Genomic DNA, 26,999 nt, shown 5'->3' with positions numbered 1-26,999 from the left:
GAGGAGCGGCCCCGGCGGCGCTCATCCGCCCGATTGGGCGTCTTCGCGGGTCAGCGCGTCCTCGATCAGCGCGGCGGTCTCCGCCACGCCGTAAAGCGCGATGAACCCACCAAAGCGCGGCCCCTGGCTCTGCCCCAGAAGCACCTCGTAGATGGCGCGGAACCAGTCGCGCAGCGGCTCGAACCCGTGGTCCTTGCCCACCGAGAAGACCAGCGTCTGCAGCGCCTCGTCCTCGACCGCGCCATCGTAACCGCGCAGCCGCCCCGCGAGATCCAACAATGCCGCGCGCTCCTGATCGTTCGGGGCGCGGAAGCTCTTGGTCGGGCGTACGAAATCCTCGTAATACTTCACCGCATAGCCCGCCGCCGCATCCAGATCGGGATGCGTTTCCGGCGAGGCATCCGGCGCGTAGCGGCGGATGAACACCCACATCGCCTCTTTAGTTTCGGCATGCGCCGCCGAGGCCAGGTTCAGCAGCATCGAGAACGGCACCACCATCCGGCTTTCCGGCGGATTGCCGTTGTGGATGTGAAACACCGGGTTGTTGACCCGCTGCGCCGCGTCCTGCCCGGGATAGGCGCGCAGCTGCTGGTGGTATTCGTCCACCGCCTTGGGAATCACGTCCCACCACAACCGCTTGGCGGTCTTGGGCTTCTGATACATGAAATACGACAGGCTTTCGGTCGAGGCATAGGTCAGCCATTCGTCGATCGACAGCCCGTTGCCCTTGGACTTCGAAATCTTCTCGCCGTTCTCATCCAGAAAGAGCTCGTAGGTGAAATGCTCGGGCGGGCGCACGCCCAGCGTCCGGCAGATGCCGTCGTAGATCGGCGTGTTGGTCGAATGGTCCTTGCCGTACATCTCGAAATCCACGCCCAGCGCCGCCCAGCGCGCGCCAAAATCCGGCTTCCACTGCAGCTTTACCTGGCCGCCCGTCACCGGCAGCGTCCACTCGCGCCCGTCCTCGTCGTCGAAGGTAATCTCGCCCTTGGCCGCATCGACGTTCTTCATCGGCACATAGAGCACCCGGCCCGTCTCGGGGTGGATCGGCAGGAAGATCGAATACGTCTGCCGGCGCTCGTCGCGCAGCGACTTCAGCATGATCTTCATCAGGTCGTCGTATTTCTCGCAGGCGCGCAGCAGGATGTCGTCGAACTGCCCCGAGGCGTAGAATTCCGTGGCCGAGATGAACTCGTACTCGAACCCGAAGGTATCGAGGAACCGCCGCAGCATCGCGTTGTTGTGGTGGCCAAAGCTGTCGTGCGTGCCGAAGGGATCGGGCACGCTGGTCAGCGGCTTTTGCAGATGCGCATCGAGCTGGCGCGGGTTGGGCACGTTTTCGGGCACCTTCCGCATGCCGTCCATATCGTCGGAAAAGCAGATCAGCCGCGTCGGGATGTCGGAAATCAGCTCGAACGCGCGGCGGATCATCGTCGTGCGCGCCACCTCGCCGAAGGTGCCGATATGCGGCAGGCCCGAGGGGCCGTAGCCCGTCTCGAACAGCACATGACCCTTCTCGGGCGGCGCCTTTTCATAGCGTTTGAGAACCCGGCGCGCCTCTTCGAAGGGCCAGGCCTTCGAGGTCATCGCAGCGTCGCGCAGATCGGTCATCGGGTCTCTCCTTTTCGGGAATGCGCCCGGTTCCTATTGCGGGGGCGCGCCGGGGTCAATAAATGTTGTGAGATCGCGTTTTGCCAGAAAGTGCCCCATGTCCAACTCCGATACCCACCCGCTGACCCCCCAGGATTGTCTCGTGGCGCTGATGATCGCGGTGTCGGCCTCGGACGAGGATCTGCGCACCGCAGAACTGGTCAAGATCGATTCGGCGGTCAACAACCTGCCGATCTTCGCCCAGTACGACGCCGACCGGGTGCGGACGATGGCGTCGCTGGTGTTCGATCTTTTCGAGCAGGAGGACGGGCTCGACGCGCTCTTCGGCCTGCTGCGCGACAACCTGCCCGAACGGCTTTTCGAGACCGCTTATGCGCTGGCCTGCGACGTGGCCGCGGCGGACGGATCGCTGGCCGAGACCGAGCTGCGCCTGCTCGAGGAAATCCGCTATGAGCTGAACATCGACCGCCTGCACGCAGCGGCGATCGAGCGGGGGTCGCGCGCGCGCCACATCCGGGGCTAAGTCCGGGACAGTGAAACCTTTTCGGCGTCGGCGCGTTGAACCCCGGACACACGACGGAAGAACCCATATCCAAGCGCCGGAAAATCCCGCTGCCCGCACCGGGGCCGCAAGAGCCCAAGACCTGTCGCTTCACCGATTGGGCGATGCTCCAGACACCCGGCCCTGTTGCTTCGCTGCCATCGTCACGCGCCTGTGTGCTGCGCGTGCATTGCTTTTGCGGTGCAAATGGGCAACATATCTGCATTTCACGAACAACACGAGTGCTGCCATGATCACCCGCCGAACCTTTGTCGCCGCCGCCGCGGCCACCGCTGCCCTGCCGGCCCACGCATTCGAGATCGATCCGGTTTTCCGCCCTCAGCCCGTCGCGATCAAGAAGGATCTCGCCCCGGGCCAGATCCTGATCCTGCCCAAGGCGCATTTCCTCTATTACATCACCGACGAAGGTCAGGCGATGCGCTACGGGGTCGGTGTCGGTAAGGCCGGGCTGGAATTCACCGGCACCGCCAAGATCGGCGCCAAGAAAAAGTGGCCCACCTGGCGTCCCACTCAAGAGATGATCGAGCGTGAGCCGCGGACCTACGAAAAATTCGTCGACAACGACTATGTCCAGCCGGGCGGGCCGGGTAACCCGCTGGGGTCGCGCGCGCTTTATCTCTTCCAGAATGGCCGCGACACGTTCTTCCGGATCCACGGCACGACCGCGCCGCGGTCGATCGGGCGGTCGGTCTCGAACGGCTGCATCCGCATGCTGAACCAGCATGTCGAGGACCTGTATGAACGCGTGCCCATGGGCACCAAAGTCACGGTGCTGTGACCGCGGGCCACGCCCGGTCAGCCATGCGCCGTTTCGATCTGATTGTTTTGGGGGCCGGTCCTGCGGGATCGGCCGCTGCCGTTACGGCGGCCCGCGCCGGGCTCAGCGTGGCGCTGATCGACAAGCGCAGCTTCCCCCGCGACAAGCTCTGCGGCGGCGGCGTGACGGGCCGGGCAATGGCCCATTTCCAGGACATCTTCGCCACCAGCGCGCCGGACTGCCCCGTCGCCCGGCGCGATACGGTCGACTTCGGCGCCTTTGGGCAGGCGCTTGGCCAGTGCAGCGGCGTACCGCCGTTGAACCTGGTGATGCGCCGTGACTTCGACGCGGCGCTGGTCCAGGGCGCGCTGGGTGCCGGGGCCGAGGATCTGACCGGCGCAAAGGTCAGCGCCATCGACCCCGACGGGCCCGAGGTGACGCTGGAGAGCGGCGCGCTGCGCGCCTCCGCCATGATCGCGGCGGACGGGGTGAACAGCGCCGTGGCGCGGGCGCTTTTCGGGCGGGCCTTCGATCCGGACACCATCGGTTTCGCGCTCGAGGTCGAGCTGCCGGACGCGCCCCGCCCCCTGCGAATCGACTTCGGCGCAGCGGAATGGGGCTATGGCTGGCAGTTTCCCAAGCATTGCGGCACCACCATCGGGGTCGGCGGCATGCTGCGCCGCAACGCCGACATGAAATCCGCGCTGGCGGGCTACCGCGCGCAGCTCGGCGCTCTGGGCGATGTTCCGGTAAAGGGTCTGTACCTGCCTTTCGGCCAGCCGCGCCGGATTCCCGGCAAAGGGTCTGTGCTGCTGGCGGGTGACGCCGCCGGGCTGGTCGATCCGATCACCGGCGAGGGCATCGCCTATGCGCTGCGCAGCGGCCAGCTGGCCGCCCGCGCGGCGATCCGGGCGCTGGACGAAGGCCATCCCGACCGGGCGCTGACGCATTACGTCAACAGCCTGCGGCCCATCCACGGGGCCATCCGTCAGGCCAATCTGATCCGCCCGCTGATCTTTGCGCCACGGCTGCGCGGCCCGTTCCTGAGGGCGTTCCGACATTCGACCACGCTCAAACGCGATTATTTCGACCTGCTGGCCGGGCGGCTTGAATACCCGCAGATCACCCGCCGGCTGCTGGCGCGGCTGCCCCGCTTTGCTCTTAGCACGCTGTCGGGGCGGCTGGCCTGACGCGTTCACGCCAAATCATCGCCATATTGCTGCCGCAATTCGCTGACGTTAGTTGCCTCGTAACGATTGGAGGCCATTCTGGCCCCCAGCAAGGAGACACGCCATGGCCGTCATCGCCATTCTTCTCGGCAGCGTCATCGGGTTGTTCGCGGGCGTCGTCGGTTGGGCCGCCTTCGGAATGACCCTCTTGTCGGCGGTCGGTCTTTACCTGACCGTCGGGCTGGGATTTGCCGGTTGCGCCATCATGGCCCGGTCTCTGCATCCCCACGCCATGCTGTCCGAAGCGAAGGCCTGACAACCGCCGCCCGTCCGGCCCGTCCATGACAAAAGCCGCGCGATGCCGCGCGGCTTTCTTGTCTTTGACATCTGAGTTGCCGGCTTACAGCAGAACCCGGATCACCAACAGATTGGGGATCACAAAAACCGCCGCGATGCAGAACAGCTTGGCTGCGTGCGACGCTTTGGCAAAGGCCGTATTGCTGTCCAGCGCGTCGCCATAGGCCAGCGCCGCGAAGACAAGCGCGCCCGCCTGCCCCTGTTCAACGGCACGGCTGCGCTCGATCTCGGCGCGGGCGGCGGCATAGCGCGCATCGAGCGCGCGGGTTTCCTCGGCAGCAAGGCTGCGGTCATCAAGGCTCGACATGGGGTCCCTCCGAACTGTTCCGGGCGCTAGATGGAGCGGCCGGCCCACATGGCAAGTCGCGCGGCCGCGAAATCTGCGCCAAATACGATTCGACCGGCGCCGCGCCGCCGATCTTTAAGGGTATTCCGTGAAAAATCTTGCAACGACTCAGTCGAACCGTCATACGAAGTCCGCGACGTTTACCACTATCGACCCACTGCTCCTTCACGGCTCAGTCCTCGATCTTGCACTGACCGCGCCGACCTGCCGCAATTCCGCGGGCAGCACTAAAGGAGAAGTGACGATGGCAAATGGCACCGTCAAATGGTTCAACACCACCAAAGGCTACGGCTTTATCGCGCCCGAGGGCGGCAGCAAAGACGTGTTCGTGCACATCTCGGCTGTCGAGCGTTCGGGGCTGACCGGCCTCGCCGACAACCAGAAAGTGACGTTCGACATCGAGCCCGGCCGCGATGGCCGCGAAGCCGCTGTGAACATCTCGCTGGCCTAAGCGCCACACGCGATGCTTTCGGACAAGGGCAGGCCGCCGCGCCTGCCCTTTTTCGTTGCTCAGGATCCGTCGGCCCGATCGACCAGCTCAGCCACCGCCGGGCCCAACGCCGCCACGATCCGCGCCACGCCGTCGGCATTGGGATGGATGCCGTCGTCCTGGAAAAAGCCCCGCGCCGCGACCGGATCGTCGCCCAGCCCCTGAAAGAAGCTGCGGACATAGAGCGTGCCGTAGACCTCCGACAGCTCGGGATAGATCGCATCGAAGGCGGCCTTGTAATCGCGGCCGTAATTGCCCGGCGCGGGCACACCGACCAGCAGCACGGGCAGATCGTTGCGCTGCGCCACCGACAGGATCCCGTCGAGATTGGCGCGCGACACCTCGGGCGCGATGCCGCGCAGCAGGTCGTTGCCGCCAAGCGCCACGATCACCGCATCCACCTCGGGCGTCAGGCTCCATTCCACGCGCGACAGGCCGCCGGCGGTGGTGTCGCCCGAGACGCCGCCGTTGATCACCTCGGCCTCGATCCCCTGCCCGTCCAGCCAGCGTTCGAGCTGCGGCACGAAACCGTCGGGCTGCGGCAGCCCGTAGCCCTGCGTCAGGCTGTCGCCCAGCGCCAGGATCTGCACGCCCTCGGCCTGTGCCACCGTGCCCCAGACCAGAAACAGCGCCAACGCCGCCTTGCTGACCCGGGCCCGCGCCCCATATGTAAAACACCGAAACATAACCCGGACCTTTCTTTATGCCTGATCCCGTTCTCACCCTTAAAGATGTGACCCTGGCGCTAAAGGGCAATGCCGGGATGGTCGAGATCCTGCATGGAATCTCGCTCGACGTGAACAAGGGGGAAACTCTGGGGCTGATCGGGCCATCGGGATCGGGCAAATCCTCGCTTCTGATGGTGATGGGCGGGCTGGAGCGCGCCACCTGCGGCGACGTTCACGCGCTGGGCAGCGATCTGACCGCGATGGACGAGGACGCGCTGGCGCTTTTCCGGCGCGAACACATGGGCGTCGTGTTCCAGTCGTTCCACCTGATCCCCACCATGACCGCGTTGGAAAACGTGGCGACCCCGCTGGAGCTGGCCGGTCACAAAGACGCGTTCGACCGCGCCGCCGCCGAGCTCGAGGCGGTGGGCCTTTCCAGCCGCGCCGATCACTATCCCGCGCAGATGTCGGGCGGCGAGCAGCAGCGCGTGGCGCTGGCCCGCGCCTCGGCCTCCCGGCCCGAGATCCTGCTGGCCGATGAGCCCACGGGCAATCTCGACGGGGCCAACGGGCAGGCGATCATCGACCTTCTGTTCGGGCTGCGCGACCGGCACGGGGCGACGCTGGTGCTGGTGACCCATTCCAACACGCTGGCCAGCCGATGCGACCGGGTGATCCGGCTGACCGACGGCGCCATCGCCGACCAGCAGTTGAGGGCGGCGGAATGAGCCTCGCGACGGCGGCGAAATTCGCCCGCCGCGAGCTGCGCGGCGGATTGCACGGGTTCCGCATCTTCCTTGCCTGCCTCGCGCTCGGCGTGGCGGCGATCGCGGGCGTCGGATCGGTCCGCTCGGCGATCCAGGCGGGGCTGTCGGATCAGGGCGCAGTTCTGCTGGGCGGCGACGCGCAGGCGGAATTCACCTACCGCTTCGCGACCGACGAGGAACGCTCCTATCTCGAAAGCATCTCGACCGCGCTGTCCGAGGTGACGGATTTCCGCTCGATGGTCGCCAACGAGGCCGAAGAGCGCGGGTTGACCGAGGTGAAATCGGTGGACGACGCCTATCCGCTGCTGGGCGAGATGGTGCTGGATCCGCCCATGCCGCTTACCCGCGCGCTGGACAATCGGGGCGCCGTCATGGCGCCAGTCCTGGCCCAGCGGCTGGGGCTGGAACCGGGCGACCGGTTCAAGCTGGGCACCCAGGACTTCACCCTTTCGGCGGTGATCGAGGTCGAACCGGACGACGCCGGCGGCGGCTTCGGTCTGGGCCCGCGCACCATCGTGCGCACCGCCGACCTTGCAGGTTCCGGCCTGCTGGCCACCGGTTCGCGCTATGAGACCGAGTACCGGATGCTGCTGCCGCCGGACGCGAACCTCGACGCCGTCAAGCAAGAGGCCGAAGCGCAGTTCCGCGACACCGGCATGCGCTGGCGCGATGCGCGCAACGGCGCGCCGGGCGTCGCGCGCTTTGTCGAGCGGCTGGGGTCGTTCCTGGTGCTGGTGGGGTTGTCGGGGCTGGCCGTGGGCGGCATCGGCGTGTCGGCGGCGGTGCGCGCCTATCTGGCGCGCAAGACCAGCGTGATCGCCACGCTGCGCACGCTGGGGGCCACCCGGGCGACGATCTTTCTGACCTATTTCATCCAGATCGGCGTTCTGAGCCTGGTGGGCATCACGCTTGGCCTCATCCTCGGGGCCGCCGTGCCGCTGCTCTTCGCCCCGCTGATCGCCAGCGCCTTGCCGGTGCCGACGATCTTTGCCCTTCACCCCGCCCCGCTGGCGGAGGCGGCGGTTTACGGGTTGCTGACAGCGCTTCTCTTCACGCTCTGGCCGCTGGCCCGCACCGAAGAGGTGCGCGCGGCCACGCTCTTTCGCGATGCGCTCGGCAGCGCCAAGATCCTGCCGGCCTGGAAATACGTTTTCGCCACAGCGGGTTTGCTGGCGCTGCTGGTGGGCACGGCGGTGCTTTTCTCCGGCAATGCCTGGCTGACGCTCTGGACGGCGGGCAGCATCTTAGGCGCATTGCTGATCCTTGTCGTGGCCGCCTGGGGCATCCGCCACCTGGCCCGGCTGACGACGCCCTTCGCAAGGGGCCGCCCGATCCTGCGCTGGGCGCTGGGGTCCATCGGCGGCCCGCGCGAGGGGGCTGCGGCGGTGGTGCTCAGCCTCGGGCTGGGGCTGTCGGTGCTGGCCGCCGTGGGGCAGATCGACGGCAACCTGCGCAGCGCCATCGCCCGCGATCTGCCGGACGTGGCGCCGAGCTATTTCTTCGTCGACATCCAGAAGGACCAAATGCCCGGTTATCTGGACCGGCTGGAGAACGACCCCGCCGTCAGCCGCATCGACAGCGCGCCGATGTTGCGCGCGGTGATCACCCGGATCAACGGGCAAGATGCGCTCGAGGTGGCGCCCGACCACTGGGTCGTGCGCGGCGACCGGGGCATCACCTATGCCGCCGAGCCCGACAGCCGCACCCGGATCGTGGCCGGTGAATTTTGGCCACCCGATTACGACGGGCCGCCGCAGGTCAGCTTTGCCGCCGAAGAGGCCGAAGAGATCGGCCTGTCGCTAGGCGACACCATCACCGTCAACGTGCTGGGGCGCGACATTACCGCCACCATCACCAGCTTCCGCGAGGTCGATTTCTCGACCGCGGGGATCGGCTTTGTGCTGACCATGAACCCCACCGCGCTGCAGGGCGCGCCGCATACCTTCATCTCGTCCGTCTATGCCGAGGAAGAGGCCGAGGCGCAGATCCTGCGCGATCTGGCGCGCGAATTCCCCAACATCACCGCGATCCGCGTGCGCGACGCCATCGACCGGGTGAGCGAGCTTTTGGCCGGGATTTCCGCTGCCGTACGCTGGGGGGCGGCGGCCACGCTTCTGACCGGGTTCCTGGTGCTGATCGGCGCGGCGGCGGCGGGCGAAGGCGCGCGCACCTTCGAGGCGGCGGTGCTCAAGACGCTGGGCGCCAGCCGCGCGCGCATCCTGCGCAGCTTTGCCCTGCGCTCGGCGCTGCTGGGGGCGGCGGCGGGTCTGGTGGCGCTCTTTGCGGGCATCCTGGGCGGCTGGGCCGTCAGCACCTTCATCATGGAATCGGGGTTTGCGGTGCAATGGTCCTCGGCCCTGGGCATCGTCGGCGGCGGGGTGATCGCCACGCTGCTGGCAGGGCTGGCCTTTGCCTGGCGGCCGCTGGCGGTGCGCCCGGCGCAGGTGCTGCGCGCGCGGGAATGACTTGCTTTTGTGGTCCCGGGCTGGCACCTCCTGCCCAGGACAGAACGGAGCCTTCGCGATGACCGACACCCTGCCGATGCCCATTCCCGCGCCGCTGACCCCGGCGCAGCGCAGCTCGATCCTGAACCTGATCCGCCGGGCCGCACGGGCCGAGATCCTGCCGCGCTTCCGCGCACTGTCACGCGCCGAGATCGACACCAAGTCGGGCCCTCAGGACCTGGTGACAGAAGCGGACCGTGCCGCCGAGCGGATGATCGCGCGCGGACTGGTGCAGATGTTCCCCAACGCGCTTATCGTCGGCGAAGAGGACGTGGCGGCCAACCCCGAGGTGGTTGACCAGATCGCCCATGCCGAGATGGCCTTTACCATCGACCCGGTGGACGGCACCTGGAACTATGCCCACGGTCTGACCACCTTCGGGGTGATCCTGTCGATGACACGCTATGGCCAGCCGGTCTTCGGCCTGCTTTACGATCCGGTGATGGACGACGCGATCGTGGCCGACCGCGAGGGGCCCGCGCAGATGCTGCGCCCGCGCCTCCCGGCGAAAACGCTGACGACATCGACGGGCGGTTCGGCGGAGACGCTGTCTGGCTACGTGCCGCTCTACAACGCACCGAAGAAGCGACGGCCGGCCCTGGCCGACACCTTCACGCGATTTGCACGGGTGATGAACCTGCGCTGCGCCTGCCACGAATTCCGGATGGTGGCGCAGGGGCACGCGGATTTCATCCTGTCGACGTTCCTGACCCCCTGGGACCACGCCGCGGGCGCCCTGATCGTGGCGCGGGCGGGCGGACATGTGTCGATGCTGGACGGGTCGGAATACCGCGCCGACCGGCGCAAGGGCTACCTGCTCTGCGCCGCGAACGCCGAGACCTGGGCCCGCGTCCGCGATGTGTTCGGGTTTTTGCTGGACGACGAATAGTGCGCTCGTCCTGCCCTTGCGGGCCGTCCTCGCGACATCGCGGCGAAGACGCCCGCAAGGGCGGATGAGCTACTCCGCCGCCTCGGCGTAATCGCTCATCGGCGGGCAGGTGCACACCAGATGCCGGTCGCCGTAGGCGTTGTCCACGCGGTTCACCGGCGGCCAGTACTTGTCGACCCGGAACGCGCCCGGCGGAAAGCAGCCCTGCTCGCGGCTGTAGGGCCGGTCCCAGTCGCGCACCAGATCCTCCATCGTGTGCGGCGCCATCTTCAGCGGGTTGACCTCGCGGTCCATGCGGCCCTCTTCGATGGCGCGGATCTCTTCGCGGATCGCCAGCATCGCATCGCAGAAACGGTCCAGCTCGGCCTTGGTCTCGCTCTCGGTGGGCTCCACCATCAGCGTGCCCGCCACGGGCCAGCTCATGGTCGGCGCGTGAAAGCCCGCGTCCATCAGCCGCTTGGCGATGTCGTCCACCGTCACCCCGGCGCTTTCCACGAAAGGCCGCACATCGAGAATGCATTCGTGCGCCACGCGGCCCCGCCCGCCACGGTAGAGCACGTCGAACGCCCCTTCGAGCCGCTTGGCAATATAATTGGCGTTCAGGATCGCCACCCGCGTCGCCTGCGTCAGCCCCTCACCGCCCATCATCAGGCAATAGGCCCAGCTGATCGGCAACAGCGACGGCGACCCCCAGGGCGCGGCGCTGACCGGCCCCGGCCCGCCGGATTTCAGCGGATGGCCGGGCAGATGCGGGATTAGATGCGCCTTGACGCCGATCGGGCCCATGCCCGGCCCGCCGCCGCCATGCGGGATGCAAAAGGTCTTGTGCAGGTTCAGGTGACTGACGTCGCCGCCCAGATCGCCTGGCCGCGAAAGACCGACCATGGCGTTCATGTTGGCGCCGTCGATATAGACCTGCCCGCCGTGGTCGTGGGTGATCCGGCAGACCTCTTTCACCGTCTCCTCGAACACCCCGTGGGTCGAGGGATAGGTGATCATGCAGGCTGCGAGCGTGTCTGAATGCTTTTCCGCCTTGGCGCGGAAATCCTCGAGATCGATCGAGCCGTTTTCGTCGCATTTCACCGCGACGACCTGCCAGCCCACCATATGGGCCGAAGCCGGGTTTGTGCCGTGCGCATTGACCGGGATCAGGCAGACGTTGCGGTGCCCTTCCCCGCGCGCCTTCTGCCAGTCCGCGATGGTCAGCAGACCGGCATATTCGCCCTGCGCGCCCGAATTGGGCTGCATCGAGATCTCGTCATAGCCGGTGATCTGGCACAGCTTGGCCGACAAACCGCCCACCAGCTCGGCATAGCCGCGCATCTGGTCGGCCGGCGCATAGGGGTGGATCTGGCTGAATTCGCGCCAGCTGACAGGCATCATCTCGGCCGCGGAATTGAGCTTCATCGTGCAGGACCCCAGCGGGATCATCGCCCGGTCCAGCGCCAGGTCGCGGTCCGCAAGACGGCGCATGTAGCGCATCATCTCGGTCTCGGCCCGGTTCATGTGGAACACGTCATGCTGGAGGTAATCGCTGGTGCGCAGCAAATGCTCGGGCAGGCGGTATTCGGGCGTCAGGTCGTCGTCCGACTTGACCAGCCCGAAGGCCCGCCAGACGGATTCGATGATTTCGGGGCGCACCGCCTCGTCCATGGTGATGCCCACCTTGGTCTTGCCGACCCGGCGCAGGTTCACGCCCTCGCGGATGCCTGCCTGCAGCACGCCGCGCTGCAAGAGGCCCACATCCACGGTGATCGTGTCGAAATAGACGTCCGGTTCCACCTTGAAGCCCGCGGCCTCCAGCCCCTTGGCCAGACGCACGGTCTTGCGGTGGATGCGCTGGGCGATGGCGCGCAGGCCCTTGGGGCCATGAAAGACCGCATAGAACCCAGCCATCACCGCCAATAGCGCCTGCGCGGTGCAGACGTTCGAGGTGGCCTTTTCGCGCCGGATATGCTGTTCGCGGGTCTGCAGCGACAGCCGATAGGCGCGGTTGCCGTGACTGTCGATGGAAATCCCGACGATCCGGCCGGGCATCGCCCGCTTCAGCCCGTCATGGCAGGCCATGTAGGCGGCATGGGGTCCGCCCGCGCCCATCGGCACGCCGAAGCGCTGGGTCGAGCCGACGGCGATATCGGCCCCCATCGCGCCCGGCTCTTTCAGCAGGCACAGCGCCATGGGATCGGCGCTGACGATGCCGATGGCCCGGGCGGCGTGCAGCCGCTCCATGTGATCGGTGAAGTCGCGCACATGGCCATAGGTGCCCGGATACTGGAAGATCGCGCCAAAGACCGCCTCGGCGTCCAGATCGTCGGGGTCGCCGACGATCACCTCGATCCCCAGCGGCGCGGCCCGGGTCTTCATCACGGCGATGTTCTGCGGGTGGCAGTTCTCGTCGACAAAGAACGCTTTGGCCTTCGACTTAGCGCTGCGCTGCGCCATGGTCATCGCCTCGGCACAGGCGGTGGCCTCGTCCAGAAGCGAGGCATTGGCGATCTCAAGCCCGGTCAGATCGCAGATCATGGTCTGGTAGTTCAGCAGCGCCTCGAGCCGGCCCTGGCTGATCTCGGGCTGGTAGGGGGTGTAGGCCGTGTACCAGGCCGGGTTTTCCAGAATGTTGCGCTGGATCGCGGGCGGGGTGACGGTGCCGTGATAGCCCATGCCGATGAGCGAGGTCAGAACCTTGTTCTTGGACGCCGTCACCCGCATGTGGTGCAGCAACTCGCGTTCCGACATCGCCTTGCCGAAATCTAGCGGCGTCTCCTGCCGGATGCTCGCGGGCACCGTTTCGTCGATCAGCTGACCCAGCGAGGTCACGCCGAGCGTGGCGAACATTTCGCGCATTTCGGCCGGCGAGGGGCCGATATGGCGGCGGTTGGCGAAGTCGTAGGGAAGATAGTCAATCGGCTCGTAGGTCATGTCACGGCTCCGTCGGCAGCGGTCTGATAGGGGCGTCGGTCACGGGGGCGTCGGGCAAGGGGCGTGGGGCATTGCGCCCCACGGCCCGCCTTAGCCGACGAACGCCTTGTAGGCGGCTTCATCCATGTATTCGTCGAGCACCGACAGGTCCTCGATCTTCATCTTGAAGAACCACGCCTCGCCCTCGGGGTCGTCGTTGACCTTGCTGGGCTCGTCGACGATGGCGCCGTTGACCTCGACGATCTCGCCATCGAGCGGGGCCAGGATGTCCGAGGCGGCCTTGACCGATTCGATCACCACGACCTCGTCGTCCTTGACGACCTCGGTGCCCTCTTCGGGCAGCTCGACAAAGACGATATCGCCCAGTTCGTCGGCGGCGTGCTGGGTGATGCCGACAACCACGACGTCATCTTCGACGCGCAGCCATTCGTGTTCTTCGGTATATTTCATAGCAGGTCCTTCTTGTCGCTATCGTTTGAAGCCGGCGGGCACAAAGGGCAGCGCCGCCACGGTCACGGGCATCCGCTTGCCCCGGACATCACCGTAAAGCGCAGTGCCGGGGCTGGCCAAGTCCGAAGGCACATAGCCCATCGCCACGGGGCCGCCCACCGTCGGGCCGAACCCGCCAGAGGTCACCCGGCCAATGGGTTCGCCGCCCTCCGCGGCGGCGAAAAGCTCCACACCTTCGCGCATCGGCGCGCGGCCCTCGGGGCGCAGGCCGACGCGGGTCTGCGCAGCGCCGCTTTCAAGCTCTGCCAGAACCACGGCGCTGCCCGGAAAGCCGCCCGCGCGGTCGCCGCCGCTGCGGCGGATTTTCTGGATCGCCCAGGTCAGCGCGGCGGCCTTGGGGGTGGTGGTGGCGTCGATGTCGTGTCCGTAAAGGCAAAGCCCGGCCTCGAGCCGCAGCGAATCCCGTGCGCCCAGCCCGATCGCCTCGACCCTGTCATCGGCCAGCAGCGCCTTGGCCAGATCGGCGGCGGCGGCGTTGGGGACCGAGATCTCGAACCCGTCCTCGCCGGTATAGCCCGAGCGGGACACCCAGCATTCCGCCCCGCCCAGCGGCAGGGTCGCCACGTCCATGAAGCGCATTTCGCGGATGGCGGGGTAATGCTCGGCCAGCACGTCCACCGCCTGCGGCCCCTGCAGCGCCAGCAGGGCGCGGTTGGTCAGCAGCTTGACGGTGACGCCCTGCGGCTCCAGAGCGGCGCGCATCCGCGCGACGTCGGCCTCTTTGCAGGCGGCGTTGACCACCACGAAGAGGTGATCGCCGCGGTTGGCGAACATCAGGTCGTCCTCGATCCCGCCGTTGTCATTGGTGAAGAACCCATAGCGCTGCCGACCCTCGGGCAGCCCCGCCACGTCCTGCGGGATCAGCGTTTCCAACGCCAGCGCGGTGGCCTGCGGATCGGGTCCGCGCAGGATCACCTGGCCCATGTGGCTGACGTCGAAAAGACCCGCGGCGGCGCGGGTGTGCTGATTCTCTTTCAGCACCCCAAGCCCGTATTGCACCGGCATTTCGTATCCGGCGAAAGGCACCATCTTGGCGCCCAGCGCCAGATGCAGATCGTATAGCGGCGTGCGGTGAAGATCGCTCATGCGGCCCCCGTTGCTGTTCCCCGGCGGCCAGCAAAGGACCCACGGGCATTCCTGAAACGGGTCAAGACGGCCCGCAAGCGAATGCCCCCTCTGTCCTTTCGCCTGAGATCGTTATCCCTTCGGCGGATGCAGACGCGCTGCACCTCTCTCCAGAGTTTTCGGCCCCGCGACGGTCCGTTGGCCTGAGAGTTTCCGGGGCGGTTGCTCCTTCGGCACCGGGCGAACCGGTTCTCCCATCGCAGGATTCGGCGTGACGATAATTTAGATGTTACTCTGCCGCAAGCGATGTATTCGCAGGTATACCGTTGCACGGCTCGGGGTCGAGAATGCTCAGCAACGCCGCATTGCCGCAGACCAGCGCATCCAGCGTCAGCGGGTCGAGCGTGGCATAGAACGCATCCGCTGCCTCCTGCAAAGCCACCCGCAGGCGGCAGGCCTCGGTCAGCGGGCAGGTGTTGTCGGCATCGGCAAAGCATTCGGCCAGCGGCACCGGCGCCTCGAAGGCGCGGAACACCGACCCGATGGCGATGTCGGCGGCCGGGCGGCCCAGCTCCAGCCCGCCGTTGCGGCCGCGCTGAGTGTGCAGAAAGCCAAGCTGCGCAAGACGGTTGATCACCTGCGCCAGGTGGTTTTCCGACGCGTTGCAGCGGCCGGCGATTTCGGATTTCGTCACCAGCCGGTCGGGATGGGCCGCGCAATACATCAGCACGCGCATTGCGATATTGGTACGTTTGGTCACCCGCATGTCCGCTCTCCCCGGAAGCTGTTGCGCCTCCTTTATGGCCCGTCCGGCCTTTGGGACATTTGACTTGCATCAATTTCTGCGCACCTTAGCGGCATGAAACATCCCTATTTCTTCGGCTACGGGTCGCTGGTGAACCGCCGCACCCACGATTACGACCCCGCGCACCGCGCAACCGCGCGCGGCTGGCGGCGGGCCTGGCGCTATACCGAGGGGCGGCAGGTCGCCTATCTGACCGCCATCGCCGACCCCGAGTCCGAGATCGAGGGGTTGATCGCGCCGGTGCCCGGCGACGACTGGCACGCGCTCGACCTGCGTGAGGCCGCCTACGACAGGCTCGACGCCTCGTCCCACGTGGCGCATGAGGCGCCCGACGCGCGCTCGGTCGCGGTCTACGCCATAGCGCCGGAACGCCTGCGGCTGCCCGACGACGATCATCCGGTGCTGCTGAGCTATATCGACGTGGTGGTGCAGGGCTATCTGTCGGAATTCGGCGCCGCCGGGGCCGAACGCTTTTTCGCCACCACCACCGGATGGGAGGTGCCGGTGCTCAACGACCGCCACGCCCCGCGCTATCCGCGTTCCCAGACCCTGAGCGGGCTCGAGCGCGATTTTGTCGACGCCGCGCTGACCCGGCTCGGCTGCCGGGTCTTCGCCTGATGCTGTCCAAGCCGCTGATGCTGCTGCGGCGCGTGCTGCGCGAGCTGTGGGTCCGCGTGCTGTTGATGATGCTGCTGGCGCTGCTGGCGGTGGCGCTGGCGCCGTTCGTCGATCCGGTGATGCCGGAGGCCTGGAAAGCCCGGATCGACCGCGACGCGGTGCTGCCGATCCTGACCATCCTCGCCTCGTCCATGCTGGCGGTGACGACGTTTTCGCTGGGCGTCATGGTGCAGGCTTTTCAGGCGGCGTCGAGCCAGGCCACCCCCCGCGCCTACCGCGTGCTGATGCAGGACACCACGACCCACACGGTTCTGGCCACCTTCGTCGGTGCGTTCCTGTTCTCGCTTCTGGGCGTGGTGATGTTCCGCGCCGATCTCTACGGCGAATCGGCGGCCGTTGTGGTCTTTGGCATGACCGTCGCGGTGATCGCGCTGATCATCGTGGCGATCCTGCGCTGGATCGGGCACCTCAGCCTGGGCAGCATGGATCACGCCTTGTCGCTGGTCACTGCCTCGGCGCGCGGGCCGCTTCTGGCCGCCGCGCGCCTGCCGGCGCTCGGCGCACATCCGATGGACGACGACGACCACCCGCCCAAGGGCAGCCAGCCGGTTCCGGCGGCGCGGTCGGGCTATGTGCAATTCGTCGATGTCGACTGGCTGCAGGAAAAGATGGAGGCCGCCGAGGCCGAGCTCTGGATCACCGCCGCGCCGCGGGATCATGTGCTCGAGGGCAGGCCGGTCGCGCGAGTGACCAGCCAGTCGACCGACGGGCTGGAAAAGGCCTTTACCATCGCCGACGAGCGCAGCATGGAGCAGGATGCGCGCTATGGGCTGGTGGTGCTGTCAGAGATCGCCGCGCGCGCCTTGTCGCCCGGGATCAACGACCCCGGCACGGCGATCGACGCGCTGCGGCGGCTGCAGGCGCTGCTGTGGGAGGCAAGCCGCGTCGCGGACCCGTCGCCGCCCCGGTTCGACCGCCTGCATGCCCCGCGCCTGACCGCGGACCAACTGCTGCGCGACGCCTACAGCGTGATCGTCCGCGACGGCCGGGACAAGGTCGAGGTGATGCGGCAGATGCTGTACGCGCTCGACGAACTGGCGCAGAGCCCGTCCGCAGAGATGCGCGAGGCTGCCCACGTGATGCAACGCTATCTGGCGGCGCATGTGCACGGGCAGATCACGGTCGAGCGCGACCGCAAGGCCTTTGCCGCGCTGCTGGCCGAAGTGCGCGAGGATTAGCCCGCCAGCGCCCGCGCGGGCACCTTTTGCAGCAAGGGCATCACGTCGGCCATCTCCGGCCCGCGCTCCTGCCCCGTCAGCGCCTTGCGCAGCGGCATGAAGAGCCCCTTGCCCTTGCGCCCCGTCGCCTCTTTCACCGCTGTGGTCCACTGGCCCCAGGTGTCGCGGTCGAACGGCCCTTCGGGCAAGAGCGCCATGGCCTGCGCCACGAATTCGCGGTCCTCCTCGGCGACCAGCGGCTCGCGGCCTTCCGAGAAAAGCTGCCACCAATCCTTGAGGTCATGCCGGGTGACGATGTTCTCGCGCGTGACCGACCAGAAAAGCTCGGCCTTGTCGGCGGGCACGCCAAGGGCTGCGATATCCTCGGCCACCGCCGCCAGCGGCAGGCCGTGCAGCTTGCGCGCGGTGAGCGGCAGCAGGTCGTTCTCGTCGAACTTGGTGGGCGCCGAGCCGAATTGCGACAGGTCGAACCCCTCGGCGATCTCGTCGAGGGTCAGGCGCAGCTCGACCGGCTGGCTCGATCCCAGCCGCGCCATCAGGCTCAGCAGCGCCTCGGGCTCGATCCCGCGTTCGCGCAGGTCGCGCAGGCTCAGCGTGCCCAGCCGCTTCGACAGCCCCTCGCCCTGCGGGCCGGTCAGCAGCGAATGGTGCGCAAAGGCGGGGGCGGTGCCGCCCAGCGCCTCGATGATCTGGATCTGGGTGGCGGTGTTGGTCACGTGGTCCGACCCGCGCACCACATGGGTCACGCCCATCTCGGTGTCGTCCACCACCGAGGCCAGCGTGTAAAGTACCTGCCCGTCGCCCCGGATCAGCACCGGGTCGCTGACCGAGGCCGCGTCGATCGAGATATCGCCCAGGATGCCGTCGGCCCATTCGATCCGCTGCTGATCCAGCTTGAAGCGCCAGACGCCATTGCCGCGCTCGGCGCGCAGCTTGTCCTTCTCGGCCTCCGACAGCGCCAGCGCCGCGCGGTCGTAGACCGGCGGGCGGCCCATGTTGAGCAGCTTCTTGCGCTTGAGGTCCAGCTCGGTCGGGGTTTCGAACGCCTCGTAGAAGCGGCCGATCCCGCGCAGCTTGTCGGCGGCGTCGTGATAGCGGTCAAGCCGCTGCGACTGCCGCTCGACCCGGTCCCAGGTCAGGCCCAGCCACTCCAGATCCTCCTTGATCGCGTCGACGTAATGTTCCTTGGACCGCTCGGGATCGGTGTCGTCGATGCGCAGGATGAAGGTGCCGCCGGACTTGCGGGCGATCAGATAGTTGAAGAGCGCGGTGCGCAGGTTGCCGACGTGGATGAAGCCGGTAGGCGACGGGGCGAAACGGGTGGTGGTCATGGGCATCTCCTGTTGGTGTCGCCTGTCTCACAGACGCGGCCCCTTGTCCAGATTGCGGCGCGGTCGGCGCGCCGCCCGGAAAGGATTTTCCGGTTTGCGACCCTTGGCGGCGGCGCGGGCGGCTGGCATGCTCGGGCGATGCAGACCGATATCATGACGATCACCCTCAACCCCGCGCTCGACGCGTCGACCTTTGCCGATGCGGTCGTGCCCGGCCCCAAGCTGCGCTGCGACGCGCCGCTACGCCACCCCGGCGGCGGCGGGATCAACGTGGCGCGGGTGATCGCGCGGCTGAATGGGCAGGCGCGGGCGCTGGTGGCATTGGGCGGCGCGACCGGCGCGCAGCTGGCCGGGCTGATGGCGGCAGAGGGTATCGCGGCGTTGCCCATCGACGCCCCCGGCGAAACCAGGCAGAGCCTCGCCGTCACCGATCGCGCGACCGGCGGGCAATATCGCTTTGTGCTGCCGGGGCCGGAATGGGCAGAGGCCGATGCCCACCGCGCGCTCGACGCCATCGTAGGGGCGGCAGTGCCGAACGGCCTGCTGGTGGTCAGCGGCAGCCAGCCCCCCGGTGTGCCCGACGCTTTCTGCGCCACCCTGGCGCGGCGGCTGGAGGGCACCGGCGCACGGCTGATCGTCGACACCTCGGGCGCGGCGCTGCGGACCTTGGCGCAGGGCACCGCCGGGCTGGCGGTCCTGCGCATGAATGCGCAGGAGGCCGAGGGGCTGGCGGGCCGACCTCTGCCCAGTCGCACCGACACCGCCCGCTTTGCCAGTGCGCTGGTCCGGCAGGGTGCGGCGGCGGCGGTGATCGTGGCGCGCGGCCCGGACGGATCGGTGCTGGCCGAGGCCACGGGGCTCTGGCACGTGGCGGCGGCGGATGTGCCGGTGCGGTCCAAGATCGGGGCGGGCGACAGCTTTGTCGGGGCGCTCACCCTGGCGCTGGCACAGGGGTCCGACGTGGCCGGGGCGATGCGCCATGGCGCGGCGGCGGCCAGCGCCACGGTGACGACCGAGGGCACCGCGCTCTGCCCGCCCGCTTTGGTGTCGGAATTGCTAACCGCTTGCGAATTGTCCCGGCTGGAAGGCTGAGCCGACGCGCTCAAAACCCCCGAGGCATCTCGTCGTGCAGAGGCCCTTGGTCGTGACGGCGTTCCATGCCGAACGGACGCGAATGTCCGGCGGTTGAAAGGCTGAACCGACGCGCGCTCAAAGCCCCCGGTGCAGACCGTCGTGCAGGATCGCGTGGTCGTGACGGCCGCCCTCGTCCAGCGGATGCTCGCGCAGGTGCGGATGGCCCGGCGGCAGGTCCGCGTGGCGGTGCGCCGGCAGGCCCCGGGGCCAGAAGCGCAGGGCCGACACCAGCCCCGCCAACGCAAGCACGGTCAAGACCCACAGCGCCCCAGACATGCCCAGCGCCGCCCCCGCCCAGCCCGCCAGCGGATAGGTCACCAGCCAGCAGGCATGGCTGAGCGCGAATTGCGCGGCGAAGAGCGCGGGCCGGTCCTCGGGCCCCGACGACCGCCGCAAGAGCCGCCCGCCGGGTGTCTGGATCGCCGAATAGAGCGCGCCGGTCCCGGCCCAGAGCAGCAGGAAGACAGGCCAGCCGGGCAGCGCGCCGCCTAGGCTGACCGCCGTCACCGCCATGGCCGCGATCAGCCCGGCGGCCGAGGCGGTCATCACCGTCCGGTCGCGCAGGCGGCGCAGCACGGCAGGAAGCGCCAGCGCGGCGGTCATCGACCCGGCGCCGAAGGCCGCCATGGCCACGGCCAGCGCGGTTTCGTCCCGACCATAGCCCGACCGCACCAGCACCACGGTGTTGACCAGCACGAAGGCCCCGGCCGCCGCCGCCGCCAGCGTCAGCGACAGCAGCCCGCGCAGGCGCGGCGTCGCAAGGTAGAGCCGCACCCCGCGCGTCACCCGCTCGGAAAACGGGCGCGCCTGCGATTGCGCGGGCACCGGCGGCAGCGCCACCGACAGGATCAGCAGGGCCGAGGCCAGGAACCCCGCCACGGTTCCCAGAAAGAGGTTGGAGTAGCTCAGCACCGACAGCAGCAGCCCCGCCAGCGCCGGGCTGGTCAGGTTCTCGAGGTCATAGGCCAGCCGCGACAGCGACAGTGCCTGGGTGTAGTCATCCTCGTCCGGCAGCACATCCGGCAGGGTGGCCTGATAGGCCGGCGTGAAGGTGGCCGAGGCCGATTGCAGCGCGAAGATCAGCACATAGATCTGCCAGACCTCGGAAACGAACGGCAGGCACAGCGCCACCCCCGCGCGGATCAGATCGGCCCCGATCAGCACCGCCCGCCGGGGCAGGCGCTGCACCCAGGCCTGCGCCAGCGGCGACAGGCCCACATAGGCGATCATCTTGATGGTATAGACCGCGCCCAGCACCGCGCCCGCCCGGTCCCCGGCCAGATCGAACGCCAAAAGGCCCAGCGCCACGGTCAGCAGGCCGGTGCCGGTCAGCGCGACCACCTGCGCGGCAAAGAGCCGCCGGTAGGTCCGGTTCCGCCAAAGCGGGCTCATGCCGGAGGATCCGATTTGTGCGGGGAGTGGCTCATGGCTCCAAGGTCTTTCACCGCGCCGGGATCTTCAAGCCCCGGCGCGCGCCACGCGGCCTGCCACCGGCAGTCGCTTTGGGTCTGTCGGCGCGGGGGCTGGTTTGGCAGGACCGGGGCGGTCGCAAATCGGTGGCGGTAGCGCAACCATGCGCCACACCGATCACGAAGCCGTGAGCGGCGCTCGCCCGGGGCCGCCGCGCTCTATCTCTCGCTCAACCGAATGAAAGCGAGGACGAAACACATGACAGACAGCCTTTCCCTGACCCGCCGCGCCGCCCTGGCCGGAGCCGCAGCCCTGCCCTTTGCCGGTGCCGGTCTGGCCCGCGCCGCCGGACACGGCGCCGAGATGCAGGGCATGAAGCTGCCGCGCACCAATCGCTTCATGCTGGGCGGGTTCGAGGTGACGACACTGCTGGCGGGCGCGCGGACCGTGGAAGAGCCCCAGAACATCTTTGGCATGAATGTCGATGCCGACACCTTTGCGCAGGTGTCGCAGGACGCGTTAATCCCCAGCGACAAGGCGCATTTCTTCTTCACGCCCACGCTGGTCAACACCGGGGCGGAGCTGATCCTCTTTGACACCGGCCTGAACGGTGCGGGCATCGCCGCCGCCGTCGAGGCCGCGGGCTACACCACCGATCAGGTGACCCATGTGGTGATCACCCACATGCACGGAGACCACATCGGCGGGCTGATGACCGACGGCACACCGACCTTTGCCAATGCGGCCTATGTCACCGGCCAGGTGGAATTCGACGCCTGGTCCAAGATGGACAACGAAGGCTTCAACGCCAACGTCAAGCCGCTGGCCGAGAAGACGACCTTCATCGGCGATGGCGGCGCGGTGACCTCGGGCGTGACCGGTGTGGCCGCCTTCGGCCACACGCCGGGCCACATGGGCTATATGCTGGAAAGCGACGGGCAGCAGCTGATGCTGGCCGCGGACCTGGCCAACCACTACGTCTGGTCGCTGGCCAAGCCCGACTGGGAAGTGCGCTTTGACATGGACAAGGCCGCCGCCGCCGCGACGCGACGCAGGATGCTGGGCATGCTGGCCGCGGACCGTGTGCCCTTCGTCGGCTACCACATGCCTTTCCCCGGCGTCGGCTTTGCCCAAGCGCGGGGCGACGGGTTCCACTATGTGCCGCACAGCTATCAGCTGCTGATGGGCTGAGGGATTGCGCCGCGCTGACGCGCGTCGCCCGGGGGCGGGCGCGGCCTGACGGCCGCGCCCGCCTTGCCGTTGCGCCCGAGGCTGGCGCAAAGTGACGACATGACAGATTCGGCAAGCTTCATTCGGGTGGCGGAGGCCGCCGTCGCCGCCTTCCCCGCCCCCTTCCGCCAGGCGGCGCGGACGGTGCTGCTGCGGGTCGAGGACTGGCCCCCCGACGACATCCTGCGCGACATGGGCATCGACGATCCCGCAGAGCTGACCGGGCTTTACGACGGTGTGCCGTTGACCGAAAAGGCGCTAAGCGATCCCTCGCCCTATCCCGACGTTGTCTGGCTCTTCCGCGAGCCGATTCTGGCGGAGTGGCGCGACCGGGGCGACGTGGCGCTGGACGATCTGATCGCCCATGTCACGGTGCACGAATTCGCCCACCACTTCGGCTGGTCCGACGACGACATCGCCGCTATCGACCGTTGGTGGGAGTGAGAGGCCGGCGGATGGTCTGATAGGCGAATTCGAGCGTTTCCACCGCGACATCGTCCTTTTCGCCGACGGTCGGCATGCCGGAGAATTCAACATGGACCGGATAGGCGGTGCCGAGTTCCCAGTTCATGACCGGCGTCGCCCTGGTATCCAGAAGCGAGAGGATCAGACCGCGCGGCCGGATCGGGGCGTTCATGCCACTCTCGAGCGTCGCGCGGATCCAGTCCGACAGGTCTGAGCCCGCGCCGATCACACCGCGCTTGAGCGTCACGTTCTGCGGCCGGGGCGCGCGGGGCAGTCGATGCTGCAGCTCTTGCTCTCCGCCGTTTGCCAGCACCTCGCTGTCGAGATGTGCCTGAAGGCCCGAAACCTCTTGAAAGGCGGCATCGGCGGTACGGCTTTCGATCAGCCGCAGTTCGAAAGAAAAGGCAACCGGCGGGTAACTGGTGCTCATGACCTTATCCTCGGGACCGTTCTGCTGTTGCTAGACCCCTGGCACATTCTCTCTACCTTTGCGGGATCGCGCAACATCTTCGTGCGTTGCGGCGGGGTTTGCGTGCCGTGCCGCACCGCCTATGCTTAAGCAAGATGCATCAGACAGGGAGAACCCCATGCCCGCCATCGACATTCAGGTTCTGGAAGGCGTGTTCTCGGACGAGGAAAAGCGCGCGATCATCGCCAAGGTCACCGAGGGCTTTGGCGCTGTGGCGGGCGAGACCCTGCGCGCCAACACCTCGGTCCGCATCCACGAGGTGCGAAGCGGCAGCTGGGGCTACGGCGGTGCGGCGCTGACGACCGAGGACGCGCTGGCGATGCGGGCGCGCGGTTAGCTTCCGTCGCGCCAGCGGTTGACGATGGGATAGCGCCGGTCGAGCCAGAAGGCGCGTTTGGACAGGCGCGCGCCGGGGGCGGACTGGAACCGCTTGTATTCGCTGACATAGATCAACTGTTCGACCTTCTTGGCGTCGGCGCGGTCATATCCCGCCGCGACGCAATCCTCGATACTGCCGTCGTCGTCGATCAGGATATGCAGGATGCCGTCGAGCACCGGATAATCGGGCAGCGAGTCGCTGTCCTTTTGATCCGCGCGCAGCTCGGCCGAGGGCGGCTTGGATATGATCCGCTCGGGGATCACGGCGCCCGCCGGGCCCATCATCCAGTCGCCATGATGCGCGTTGCGCCAGCGGCAGCAGTCGAAGACGCGGGTCTTGTACATGTCCTTGATCGGATTGTAGCCGCCCGCCATGTCGCCGTAGATCGTGGCGTAACCCACCGCGACCTCGGATTTGTTGCCGGTGGTCAGCAGCATCTCGCCGAACTTGTTGGACATCGCCATCAGCAAGAGGCCGCGCAGGCGGGACTGTATGTTTTCCTCGGTCAGGTCGGGGGCCAGCCCCTTGAAGAGCGGCTCGAGCGTGGCGGTGATCGCGGCGCGGCCCTGCGCGATGGGCACGAAATCGTAATGCACCCCCAGCGCCTTGGCGCAGGCCTCGGCATCGTCGAGGCTGTGCTGCGAGGTGTATTCCGAGGGCAGCATCACGCAGCGCACGTTGTCGGCGCCCAGCGCATCCACGGCGATCGTGGCGACCAGCGCCGAGTCGATGCCCCCCGATAGCCCCAGCAGCACCTTGCCGAACCCGGTCTTGCGGCAATAGTCGCGCAAGGCCAGCACCATGACGTGGTAATCCTGCTCCATCAGGTCGGGATGTTCGGTGAACGGGCCCTGCAGCGCGCGCCAGCCGTCGGGGCCGCGTTCCAGGTCGATATGGGCCACGCATTCCTCGAAGACCGGAAGCTGGGCCATGATCTGGCCGTGCGGGTTCAGCACGAACGACCCGCCGTCAAAGACCTGATCGTCCTGCCCGCCGACCATGTTGAGATAGATCAGCGGCAGACCGGTCTCGACAACCCGCGCCACCATGTGGTTGAGCCGGGTTTCGAACTTGCCCCGGTAATAGGGCGAGCCGTTGGGCACGATCAGGAACTCGGCCCCCGTCTCGGCCAGGGTTTCGGCCACGTCCTCGTGCCAGGCGTCCTCGCAGATCGGGCTGCCTATACGGGTGTTGCCCACGGCATAGGGCCCGCCCAGCGGGCCAGCGTCGAAGATACGCACCTCGTCGAACACGGTCTCGTTGGGCAGATGGTGCTTGAGCGTGGTCGACACGATCCGCCCGCCACTGCAGATGAAATAGGCGTTGTAAAGCCCCGCACCCTCGACCCAGGGCCCGCCGATGGCCAGCGCCGGCCCGTCGGCGCAATCGGCGGCCAGCGCGCGCACCGCCTCGATGGCGGCGATGTGGAAGGCGGGCTTCCTCACCAGGTCCTGGGCGTTGTAGCCGGTGATGAACATCTCGGGCAGCGCAACAAGGTCGGCCCCTGCCGCCTTGCCCTGTTCCCAGGCGTCGCGGGCCTTGGCGGCGTTGCCGGCAAGGTCGCCCACCGTCGGGTTCAGCTGTGCCAGAGTGACGCGAAAGCTGTCTGCCATGCGCTCTGCCCTTTCGTCGTTGCGTGACACCGCCCAAATAGCAGAACCACGCCCGAGGGAAAGCGGATGCCGCCAAAAGACGTTGCCCCGGCCCGCCTGCTCCTTTAACTTTTGGCCCAACCAGGCAGCTATGGCCCAACCGCTGGGCAGAACGGGCATCATGACAGCAGGCACCGCGATCCGCATTTCTCTGGCGCTCGGCCTTGCGTTCGGCGCACCGGCGCTGGCGCAGGACAGCGACATCGTCACCAAGCAATACGACGACGGCGGCGTCTACGAGGGCACCTTCCAGAACGGCCTGCAGCACGGCACCGGCACCTACCGGCTGCCCAACGGCTACGAATACACCGGCGGCTGGGTCGAGGGCGAGATCCGCGGCGACGGCGTGGCGCGCTTTCCCAACGGGTCGGTCTATGAGGGCCAGTTCGCCAAGGGCAAGCCCGAGGGCATCGGCAAGATCATCTTTGCCGACGGCGGCACCTACGAGGGCAGCTGGCTGGACGGCAAGATCACCGGCCAGGGCGTGGCGATCTACGCCAACGGGGTGCGCTACGAGGGGTCGTTCCGCAATGCGCTGCACCACGGGCGCGGCACCATGACCAGCCCCAACGGCTATGTCTACGAAGGCGACTGGGTGAACGGCGTCAAGGACGGCAACGGCCGCATCAGCTATCCCGACGGGTCGGTCTACGAGGGCCGCGTCGCGGGCGGCGCGCGCGAAGGTCAGGGCAAGCTGACGATGCCCGACGGGCTGATCTACGAAGGCATGTGGCGCGACGGCCAGATCGACGGCGTGGGCAAGCTGACCCAACCCAACGGCGACGTCTACGAAGGCGAGCTGGTCGCCGGCCGCCGCCAGGGCACCGGCAAGGTGACCTATGTCAACGGCGACATCTACGAAGGCGACTTCGAGGATGACCAGCGCCAGGGCCAGGGCACCTTCATCGGGGCCGACGGCTATCGCTACACCGGCAACTGGGTGGCCGGCCAGATCGAGGGCCAGGGCCGCGTCACCTATCCCGACGGATCGGTCTACGAAGGCCAGTTCCGCGGCGATCTGGCCAACGGCAAGGGCAAGATCACCTATCCCGACGGTTCGACCTTCGAGGGCGACTGGGTCGACGGGGTGATCGACGGTCAGGGTGTGGCCACCTATCCCAACGGGCTGACCTACGAGGGCGGCTTCAAGAACGCCCGCAATCACGGCTACGGCGTGATGACCTATGCCGACGGCTACAAGTACGAAGGCGAATGGTTGGACGGCCAGCGACACGGACAGGGCACCGCCACCTATCCCGACGGCACGGTCTATACCGGCGAATTCCGCGACGGCAAACGCCACGGCGAGGGCGAGATCGTGATGGCCGAGGGCTTTCGCTATTCCGGCGAATGGGAGAATGGCGAGATCAACGGCCAGGGCACCGCGACCTACGCCAACGGCGACGTCTACGAGGGCACCTTCAAGGACGGCAAGCGGCAGGGTCAGGGCACCATGCGCTATGCCACCGGCGAAGAGGCCAGCGGCGAATGGGTCAACGGCGCGCTTTCCGACGGCTGAACCCGCAGGATCCGCGCGGCCCCAAAACATCGCGATTCGCGCGCCCCGGGGCGCGTCCTTCCCAGCAGCCTGGTATGGTATTCCATACCGGCGCCGCGGCCGCCGGGGCGTTTGAGATAAATATTCTTTGCCCGA

General features: G+C 67.5%; 26 protein-coding genes and 1 riboswitch. Of the genes, 15 read left to right on the top strand and 11 right to left on the bottom strand.

Annotated features, from left to right (window positions below):
* Nucleotides 1-21 precede the first annotated feature (21 nt).
* Nucleotides 22-1,611 carry a lysine--tRNA ligase gene (locus RXV88_RS01540; protein ID WP_316290060.1) on the bottom strand — a complete coding sequence of 530 codons (1,590 nt, stop codon included), beginning with the start codon at nucleotides 1,609-1,611 and terminating at the stop codon, nucleotides 22-24.
* Nucleotides 1,612-1,708: 97 nt separating this feature from the next.
* Between RXV88_RS01540 and RXV88_RS01535 the strand changes: the two genes are divergently transcribed.
* The 4 genes from RXV88_RS01535 to RXV88_RS01520 all read left to right on the top strand — a co-directional run bounded on the left by RXV88_RS01535 (nucleotide 1,709) and on the right by RXV88_RS01520 (nucleotide 4,415).
* On the top strand, nucleotides 1,709-2,134 hold the full coding sequence (locus RXV88_RS01535; protein ID WP_316290058.1) for a tellurite resistance TerB family protein: 426 nt from the start codon (nucleotides 1,709-1,711) through the stop codon (nucleotides 2,132-2,134).
* A gap of 268 nt (nucleotides 2,135-2,402) precedes the next feature.
* Complete coding sequence (locus RXV88_RS01530) at nucleotides 2,403-2,951, top strand: L,D-transpeptidase (protein ID WP_316290057.1); 549 nt, start codon at nucleotides 2,403-2,405, stop codon at nucleotides 2,949-2,951.
* A gap of 23 nt (nucleotides 2,952-2,974) precedes the next feature.
* Complete coding sequence (locus RXV88_RS01525) at nucleotides 2,975-4,120, top strand: geranylgeranyl reductase family protein (RefSeq protein ID WP_316290056.1); 1,146 nt, start codon at nucleotides 2,975-2,977, stop codon at nucleotides 4,118-4,120.
* A 103-nt stretch (nucleotides 4,121-4,223) separates the two neighbouring features.
* A complete protein-coding gene (locus RXV88_RS01520; RefSeq protein WP_316290055.1) occupies nucleotides 4,224-4,415 on the top strand; it encodes a hypothetical protein in 192 nt (63 codons plus the stop codon).
* A gap of 84 nt (nucleotides 4,416-4,499) precedes the next feature.
* Here RXV88_RS01520 and RXV88_RS01515 read toward each other — a convergent pair whose 3' ends face one another.
* On the bottom strand, nucleotides 4,500-4,763 hold the full coding sequence (locus RXV88_RS01515) for a hypothetical protein (protein WP_316290053.1): 264 nt from the start codon (nucleotides 4,761-4,763) through the stop codon (nucleotides 4,500-4,502).
* A gap of 283 nt (nucleotides 4,764-5,046) precedes the next feature.
* Here RXV88_RS01515 and RXV88_RS01510 point away from each other — a divergent pair, with 283 nt between their 5' ends.
* Complete coding sequence (locus tag RXV88_RS01510) at nucleotides 5,047-5,253, top strand: cold-shock protein (RefSeq protein ID WP_316290147.1); 207 nt, start codon at nucleotides 5,047-5,049, stop codon at nucleotides 5,251-5,253.
* Nucleotides 5,254-5,312: 59 nt separating this feature from the next.
* Here RXV88_RS01510 and RXV88_RS01505 read toward each other — a convergent pair whose 3' ends face one another.
* Nucleotides 5,313-5,978 carry an arylesterase gene (locus RXV88_RS01505; RefSeq protein WP_316290051.1) on the bottom strand — a complete coding sequence of 222 codons (666 nt, stop codon included), beginning with the start codon at nucleotides 5,976-5,978 and terminating at the stop codon, nucleotides 5,313-5,315.
* Between the two features lie 17 nt (nucleotides 5,979-5,995).
* On the opposite strand from RXV88_RS01505, the gene RXV88_RS01500 reads away from it, so the two are divergent.
* Genes RXV88_RS01500 through RXV88_RS01490 form a run of 3 tightly spaced genes read left to right on the top strand, consistent with a single transcriptional unit; the run spans nucleotide 5,996 to nucleotide 10,120 of the window.
* Complete coding sequence (locus RXV88_RS01500) at nucleotides 5,996-6,688, top strand: ABC transporter ATP-binding protein (protein ID WP_316290050.1); 693 nt, start codon at nucleotides 5,996-5,998, stop codon at nucleotides 6,686-6,688.
* The gene (locus tag RXV88_RS01495; RefSeq protein ID WP_316290049.1) at nucleotides 6,685-9,192 is read left to right on the top strand and encodes an ABC transporter permease; all 2,508 of its coding nucleotides are present in this window, start codon (nucleotides 6,685-6,687) and stop codon (nucleotides 9,190-9,192) included. The genes RXV88_RS01500 and RXV88_RS01495 overlap by 4 nt, the downstream gene beginning before the upstream one ends.
* Nucleotides 9,193-9,250: 58 nt before the next feature.
* On the top strand, nucleotides 9,251-10,120 hold the full coding sequence (locus tag RXV88_RS01490; RefSeq protein ID WP_316290047.1) for an inositol monophosphatase: 870 nt from the start codon (nucleotides 9,251-9,253) through the stop codon (nucleotides 10,118-10,120).
* A gap of 69 nt (nucleotides 10,121-10,189) precedes the next feature.
* Here the strand turns inward: RXV88_RS01490 and gcvP are convergent, their stop codons facing one another.
* From gcvP to RXV88_RS01470, 4 genes are all read right to left on the bottom strand, one after another.
* Complete coding sequence (gene gcvP / locus RXV88_RS01485) at nucleotides 10,190-13,039, bottom strand: aminomethyl-transferring glycine dehydrogenase (RefSeq protein WP_316290045.1); 2,850 nt, start codon at nucleotides 13,037-13,039, stop codon at nucleotides 10,190-10,192.
* 90 nt (nucleotides 13,040-13,129) lie between these two features.
* Complete coding sequence (gene gcvH / locus RXV88_RS01480; RefSeq protein WP_316290043.1) at nucleotides 13,130-13,489, bottom strand: glycine cleavage system protein GcvH; 360 nt, start codon at nucleotides 13,487-13,489, stop codon at nucleotides 13,130-13,132.
* Between the two features lie 18 nt (nucleotides 13,490-13,507).
* Nucleotides 13,508-14,635 carry a glycine cleavage system aminomethyltransferase GcvT gene (gene gcvT / locus RXV88_RS01475; protein ID WP_316290042.1) on the bottom strand — a complete coding sequence of 376 codons (1,128 nt, stop codon included), beginning with the start codon at nucleotides 14,633-14,635 and terminating at the stop codon, nucleotides 13,508-13,510.
* A gap of 160 nt (nucleotides 14,636-14,795) precedes the next feature.
* Nucleotides 14,796-14,881, bottom strand: a riboswitch (glycine riboswitch).
* A gap of 22 nt (nucleotides 14,882-14,903) precedes the next feature.
* Nucleotides 14,904-15,380 (bottom strand): Rrf2 family transcriptional regulator, encoded by a 477-nt coding sequence (locus RXV88_RS01470; protein WP_316290040.1) that lies wholly within the window; start codon nucleotides 15,378-15,380, stop codon nucleotides 14,904-14,906.
* A gap of 93 nt (nucleotides 15,381-15,473) precedes the next feature.
* Between RXV88_RS01470 and RXV88_RS01465 the strand changes: the two genes are divergently transcribed.
* Together RXV88_RS01465 and RXV88_RS01460 are read left to right on the top strand one after the other, a co-directional pair.
* The gene (locus tag RXV88_RS01465) at nucleotides 15,474-16,037 is read left to right on the top strand and encodes a gamma-glutamylcyclotransferase family protein (RefSeq protein WP_316290038.1); all 564 of its coding nucleotides are present in this window, start codon (nucleotides 15,474-15,476) and stop codon (nucleotides 16,035-16,037) included.
* Nucleotides 16,037-17,275: a DUF2254 domain-containing protein gene (locus RXV88_RS01460; RefSeq protein ID WP_316290036.1), complete on the top strand. Its 1,239-nt coding sequence runs from the start codon at nucleotides 16,037-16,039 to the stop codon at nucleotides 17,273-17,275. The genes RXV88_RS01465 and RXV88_RS01460 overlap by 1 nt, the downstream gene beginning before the upstream one ends.
* Here RXV88_RS01460 and gltX read toward each other — a convergent pair.
* On the bottom strand, nucleotides 17,272-18,606 hold the full coding sequence (gene gltX / locus RXV88_RS01455; RefSeq protein WP_316290034.1) for a glutamate--tRNA ligase: 1,335 nt from the start codon (nucleotides 18,604-18,606) through the stop codon (nucleotides 17,272-17,274). The two genes, RXV88_RS01460 and gltX, sit on opposite strands and share 4 nt — an antisense overlap.
* Nucleotides 18,607-18,744: 138 nt before the next feature.
* Here gltX and RXV88_RS01450 point away from each other — a divergent pair, with 138 nt between their 5' ends.
* Complete coding sequence (locus tag RXV88_RS01450) at nucleotides 18,745-19,698, top strand: hexose kinase (RefSeq protein ID WP_316290032.1); 954 nt, start codon at nucleotides 18,745-18,747, stop codon at nucleotides 19,696-19,698.
* Between the two features lie 117 nt (nucleotides 19,699-19,815).
* Here RXV88_RS01450 and RXV88_RS01445 read toward each other — a convergent pair whose 3' ends face one another.
* Nucleotides 19,816-21,132 carry an MFS transporter gene (locus RXV88_RS01445; protein ID WP_316290030.1) on the bottom strand — a complete coding sequence of 439 codons (1,317 nt, stop codon included), beginning with the start codon at nucleotides 21,130-21,132 and terminating at the stop codon, nucleotides 19,816-19,818.
* A 276-nt stretch (nucleotides 21,133-21,408) separates the two neighbouring features.
* On the opposite strand from RXV88_RS01445, the gene RXV88_RS01440 reads away from it, so the two are divergent.
* Nucleotides 21,409-22,341, top strand: coding sequence for an MBL fold metallo-hydrolase (locus tag RXV88_RS01440; protein ID WP_316290028.1), 933 nt, complete (start codon nucleotides 21,409-21,411; stop codon nucleotides 22,339-22,341).
* Nucleotides 22,342-22,440: 99 nt separating this feature from the next.
* Complete coding sequence (locus RXV88_RS01435; RefSeq protein ID WP_316290026.1) at nucleotides 22,441-22,824, top strand: metallopeptidase family protein; 384 nt, start codon at nucleotides 22,441-22,443, stop codon at nucleotides 22,822-22,824.
* On the opposite strand, the gene RXV88_RS01430 is transcribed toward RXV88_RS01435, so the two are convergent.
* Entirely contained in the window at nucleotides 22,802-23,275 is a 474-nt protein-coding gene (locus RXV88_RS01430) for a phage tail protein (protein ID WP_316290024.1), read from the bottom strand. The two genes, RXV88_RS01435 and RXV88_RS01430, sit on opposite strands and share 23 nt — an antisense overlap.
* A gap of 157 nt (nucleotides 23,276-23,432) precedes the next feature.
* On the opposite strand from RXV88_RS01430, the gene RXV88_RS01425 reads away from it, so the two are divergent.
* Nucleotides 23,433-23,651 carry a tautomerase family protein gene (locus RXV88_RS01425; RefSeq protein WP_316290023.1) on the top strand — a complete coding sequence of 73 codons (219 nt, stop codon included), beginning with the start codon at nucleotides 23,433-23,435 and terminating at the stop codon, nucleotides 23,649-23,651.
* Here the strand turns inward: RXV88_RS01425 and RXV88_RS01420 are convergent.
* Entirely contained in the window at nucleotides 23,648-25,306 is a 1,659-nt protein-coding gene (locus tag RXV88_RS01420) for an NAD+ synthase (protein ID WP_316290022.1), read from the bottom strand. The two genes, RXV88_RS01425 and RXV88_RS01420, sit on opposite strands and share 4 nt — an antisense overlap.
* Before the next feature lie 160 nt (nucleotides 25,307-25,466).
* On the opposite strand from RXV88_RS01420, the gene RXV88_RS01415 reads away from it, so the two are divergent.
* The gene (locus RXV88_RS01415) at nucleotides 25,467-26,864 is read left to right on the top strand and encodes a 2-isopropylmalate synthase (protein ID WP_316290021.1); all 1,398 of its coding nucleotides are present in this window, start codon (nucleotides 25,467-25,469) and stop codon (nucleotides 26,862-26,864) included.
* Nucleotides 26,865-26,999 lie beyond the last annotated feature (135 nt).

This window comes from Aestuariicoccus sp. MJ-SS9 (genome assembly GCF_032586235.1).
GTDB lineage: Bacteria > Pseudomonadota > Alphaproteobacteria > Rhodobacterales > Rhodobacteraceae > Aestuariicoccus.
Note: the sequence above shows the minus strand (reverse complement) of the source record. Positions and strands in the feature narration are given on the sequence as shown.

Bases quoted from the DNA above. Each gene is read 5' to 3' on its own strand.
- RXV88_RS01540 (WP_316290060.1), bottom strand. From the start codon at position 1,611: ATGACCGATCTGCGCGACGCTGCGATGACCTCGAAGGCCTGGCCCTTC.
- RXV88_RS01535 (WP_316290058.1), top strand. From the start codon at position 1,709: ATGTCCAACTCCGATACCCACCCGCTGACCCCCCAGGATTGTCTCGTG.
- RXV88_RS01530 (WP_316290057.1), top strand. From the start codon at position 2,403: ATGATCACCCGCCGAACCTTTGTCGCCGCCGCCGCGGCCACCGCTGCC.
- RXV88_RS01525 (WP_316290056.1), top strand. From the start codon at position 2,975: ATGCGCCGTTTCGATCTGATTGTTTTGGGGGCCGGTCCTGCGGGATCG.
- RXV88_RS01520 (WP_316290055.1), top strand. From the start codon at position 4,224: ATGGCCGTCATCGCCATTCTTCTCGGCAGCGTCATCGGGTTGTTCGCG.
- RXV88_RS01515 (WP_316290053.1), bottom strand. From the start codon at position 4,763: ATGTCGAGCCTTGATGACCGCAGCCTTGCTGCCGAGGAAACCCGCGCG.
- RXV88_RS01510 (WP_316290147.1), top strand. From the start codon at position 5,047: ATGGCAAATGGCACCGTCAAATGGTTCAACACCACCAAAGGCTACGGC.
- RXV88_RS01505 (WP_316290051.1), bottom strand. From the start codon at position 5,978: ATGTTTCGGTGTTTTACATATGGGGCGCGGGCCCGGGTCAGCAAGGCG.
- RXV88_RS01500 (WP_316290050.1), top strand. From the start codon at position 5,996: ATGCCTGATCCCGTTCTCACCCTTAAAGATGTGACCCTGGCGCTAAAG.
- RXV88_RS01495 (WP_316290049.1), top strand. From the start codon at position 6,685: ATGAGCCTCGCGACGGCGGCGAAATTCGCCCGCCGCGAGCTGCGCGGC.
- RXV88_RS01490 (WP_316290047.1), top strand. From the start codon at position 9,251: ATGACCGACACCCTGCCGATGCCCATTCCCGCGCCGCTGACCCCGGCG.
- gcvP (WP_316290045.1), bottom strand. From the start codon at position 13,039: ATGACCTACGAGCCGATTGACTATCTTCCCTACGACTTCGCCAACCGC.
- gcvH (WP_316290043.1), bottom strand. From the start codon at position 13,489: ATGAAATATACCGAAGAACACGAATGGCTGCGCGTCGAAGATGACGTC.
- gcvT (WP_316290042.1), bottom strand. From the start codon at position 14,635: ATGAGCGATCTTCACCGCACGCCGCTATACGATCTGCATCTGGCGCTG.
- RXV88_RS01470 (WP_316290040.1), bottom strand. From the start codon at position 15,380: ATGCGGGTGACCAAACGTACCAATATCGCAATGCGCGTGCTGATGTAT.
- RXV88_RS01465 (WP_316290038.1), top strand. From the start codon at position 15,474: ATGAAACATCCCTATTTCTTCGGCTACGGGTCGCTGGTGAACCGCCGC.
- RXV88_RS01460 (WP_316290036.1), top strand. From the start codon at position 16,037: ATGCTGTCCAAGCCGCTGATGCTGCTGCGGCGCGTGCTGCGCGAGCTG.
- gltX (WP_316290034.1), bottom strand. From the start codon at position 18,606: ATGACCACCACCCGTTTCGCCCCGTCGCCTACCGGCTTCATCCACGTC.
- RXV88_RS01450 (WP_316290032.1), top strand. From the start codon at position 18,745: ATGCAGACCGATATCATGACGATCACCCTCAACCCCGCGCTCGACGCG.
- RXV88_RS01445 (WP_316290030.1), bottom strand. From the start codon at position 21,132: ATGAGCCCGCTTTGGCGGAACCGGACCTACCGGCGGCTCTTTGCCGCG.
- RXV88_RS01440 (WP_316290028.1), top strand. From the start codon at position 21,409: ATGACAGACAGCCTTTCCCTGACCCGCCGCGCCGCCCTGGCCGGAGCC.
- RXV88_RS01435 (WP_316290026.1), top strand. From the start codon at position 22,441: ATGACAGATTCGGCAAGCTTCATTCGGGTGGCGGAGGCCGCCGTCGCC.
- RXV88_RS01430 (WP_316290024.1), bottom strand. From the start codon at position 23,275: ATGAGCACCAGTTACCCGCCGGTTGCCTTTTCTTTCGAACTGCGGCTG.
- RXV88_RS01425 (WP_316290023.1), top strand. From the start codon at position 23,433: ATGCCCGCCATCGACATTCAGGTTCTGGAAGGCGTGTTCTCGGACGAG.
- RXV88_RS01420 (WP_316290022.1), bottom strand. From the start codon at position 25,306: ATGGCAGACAGCTTTCGCGTCACTCTGGCACAGCTGAACCCGACGGTG.
- RXV88_RS01415 (WP_316290021.1), top strand. From the start codon at position 25,467: ATGACAGCAGGCACCGCGATCCGCATTTCTCTGGCGCTCGGCCTTGCG.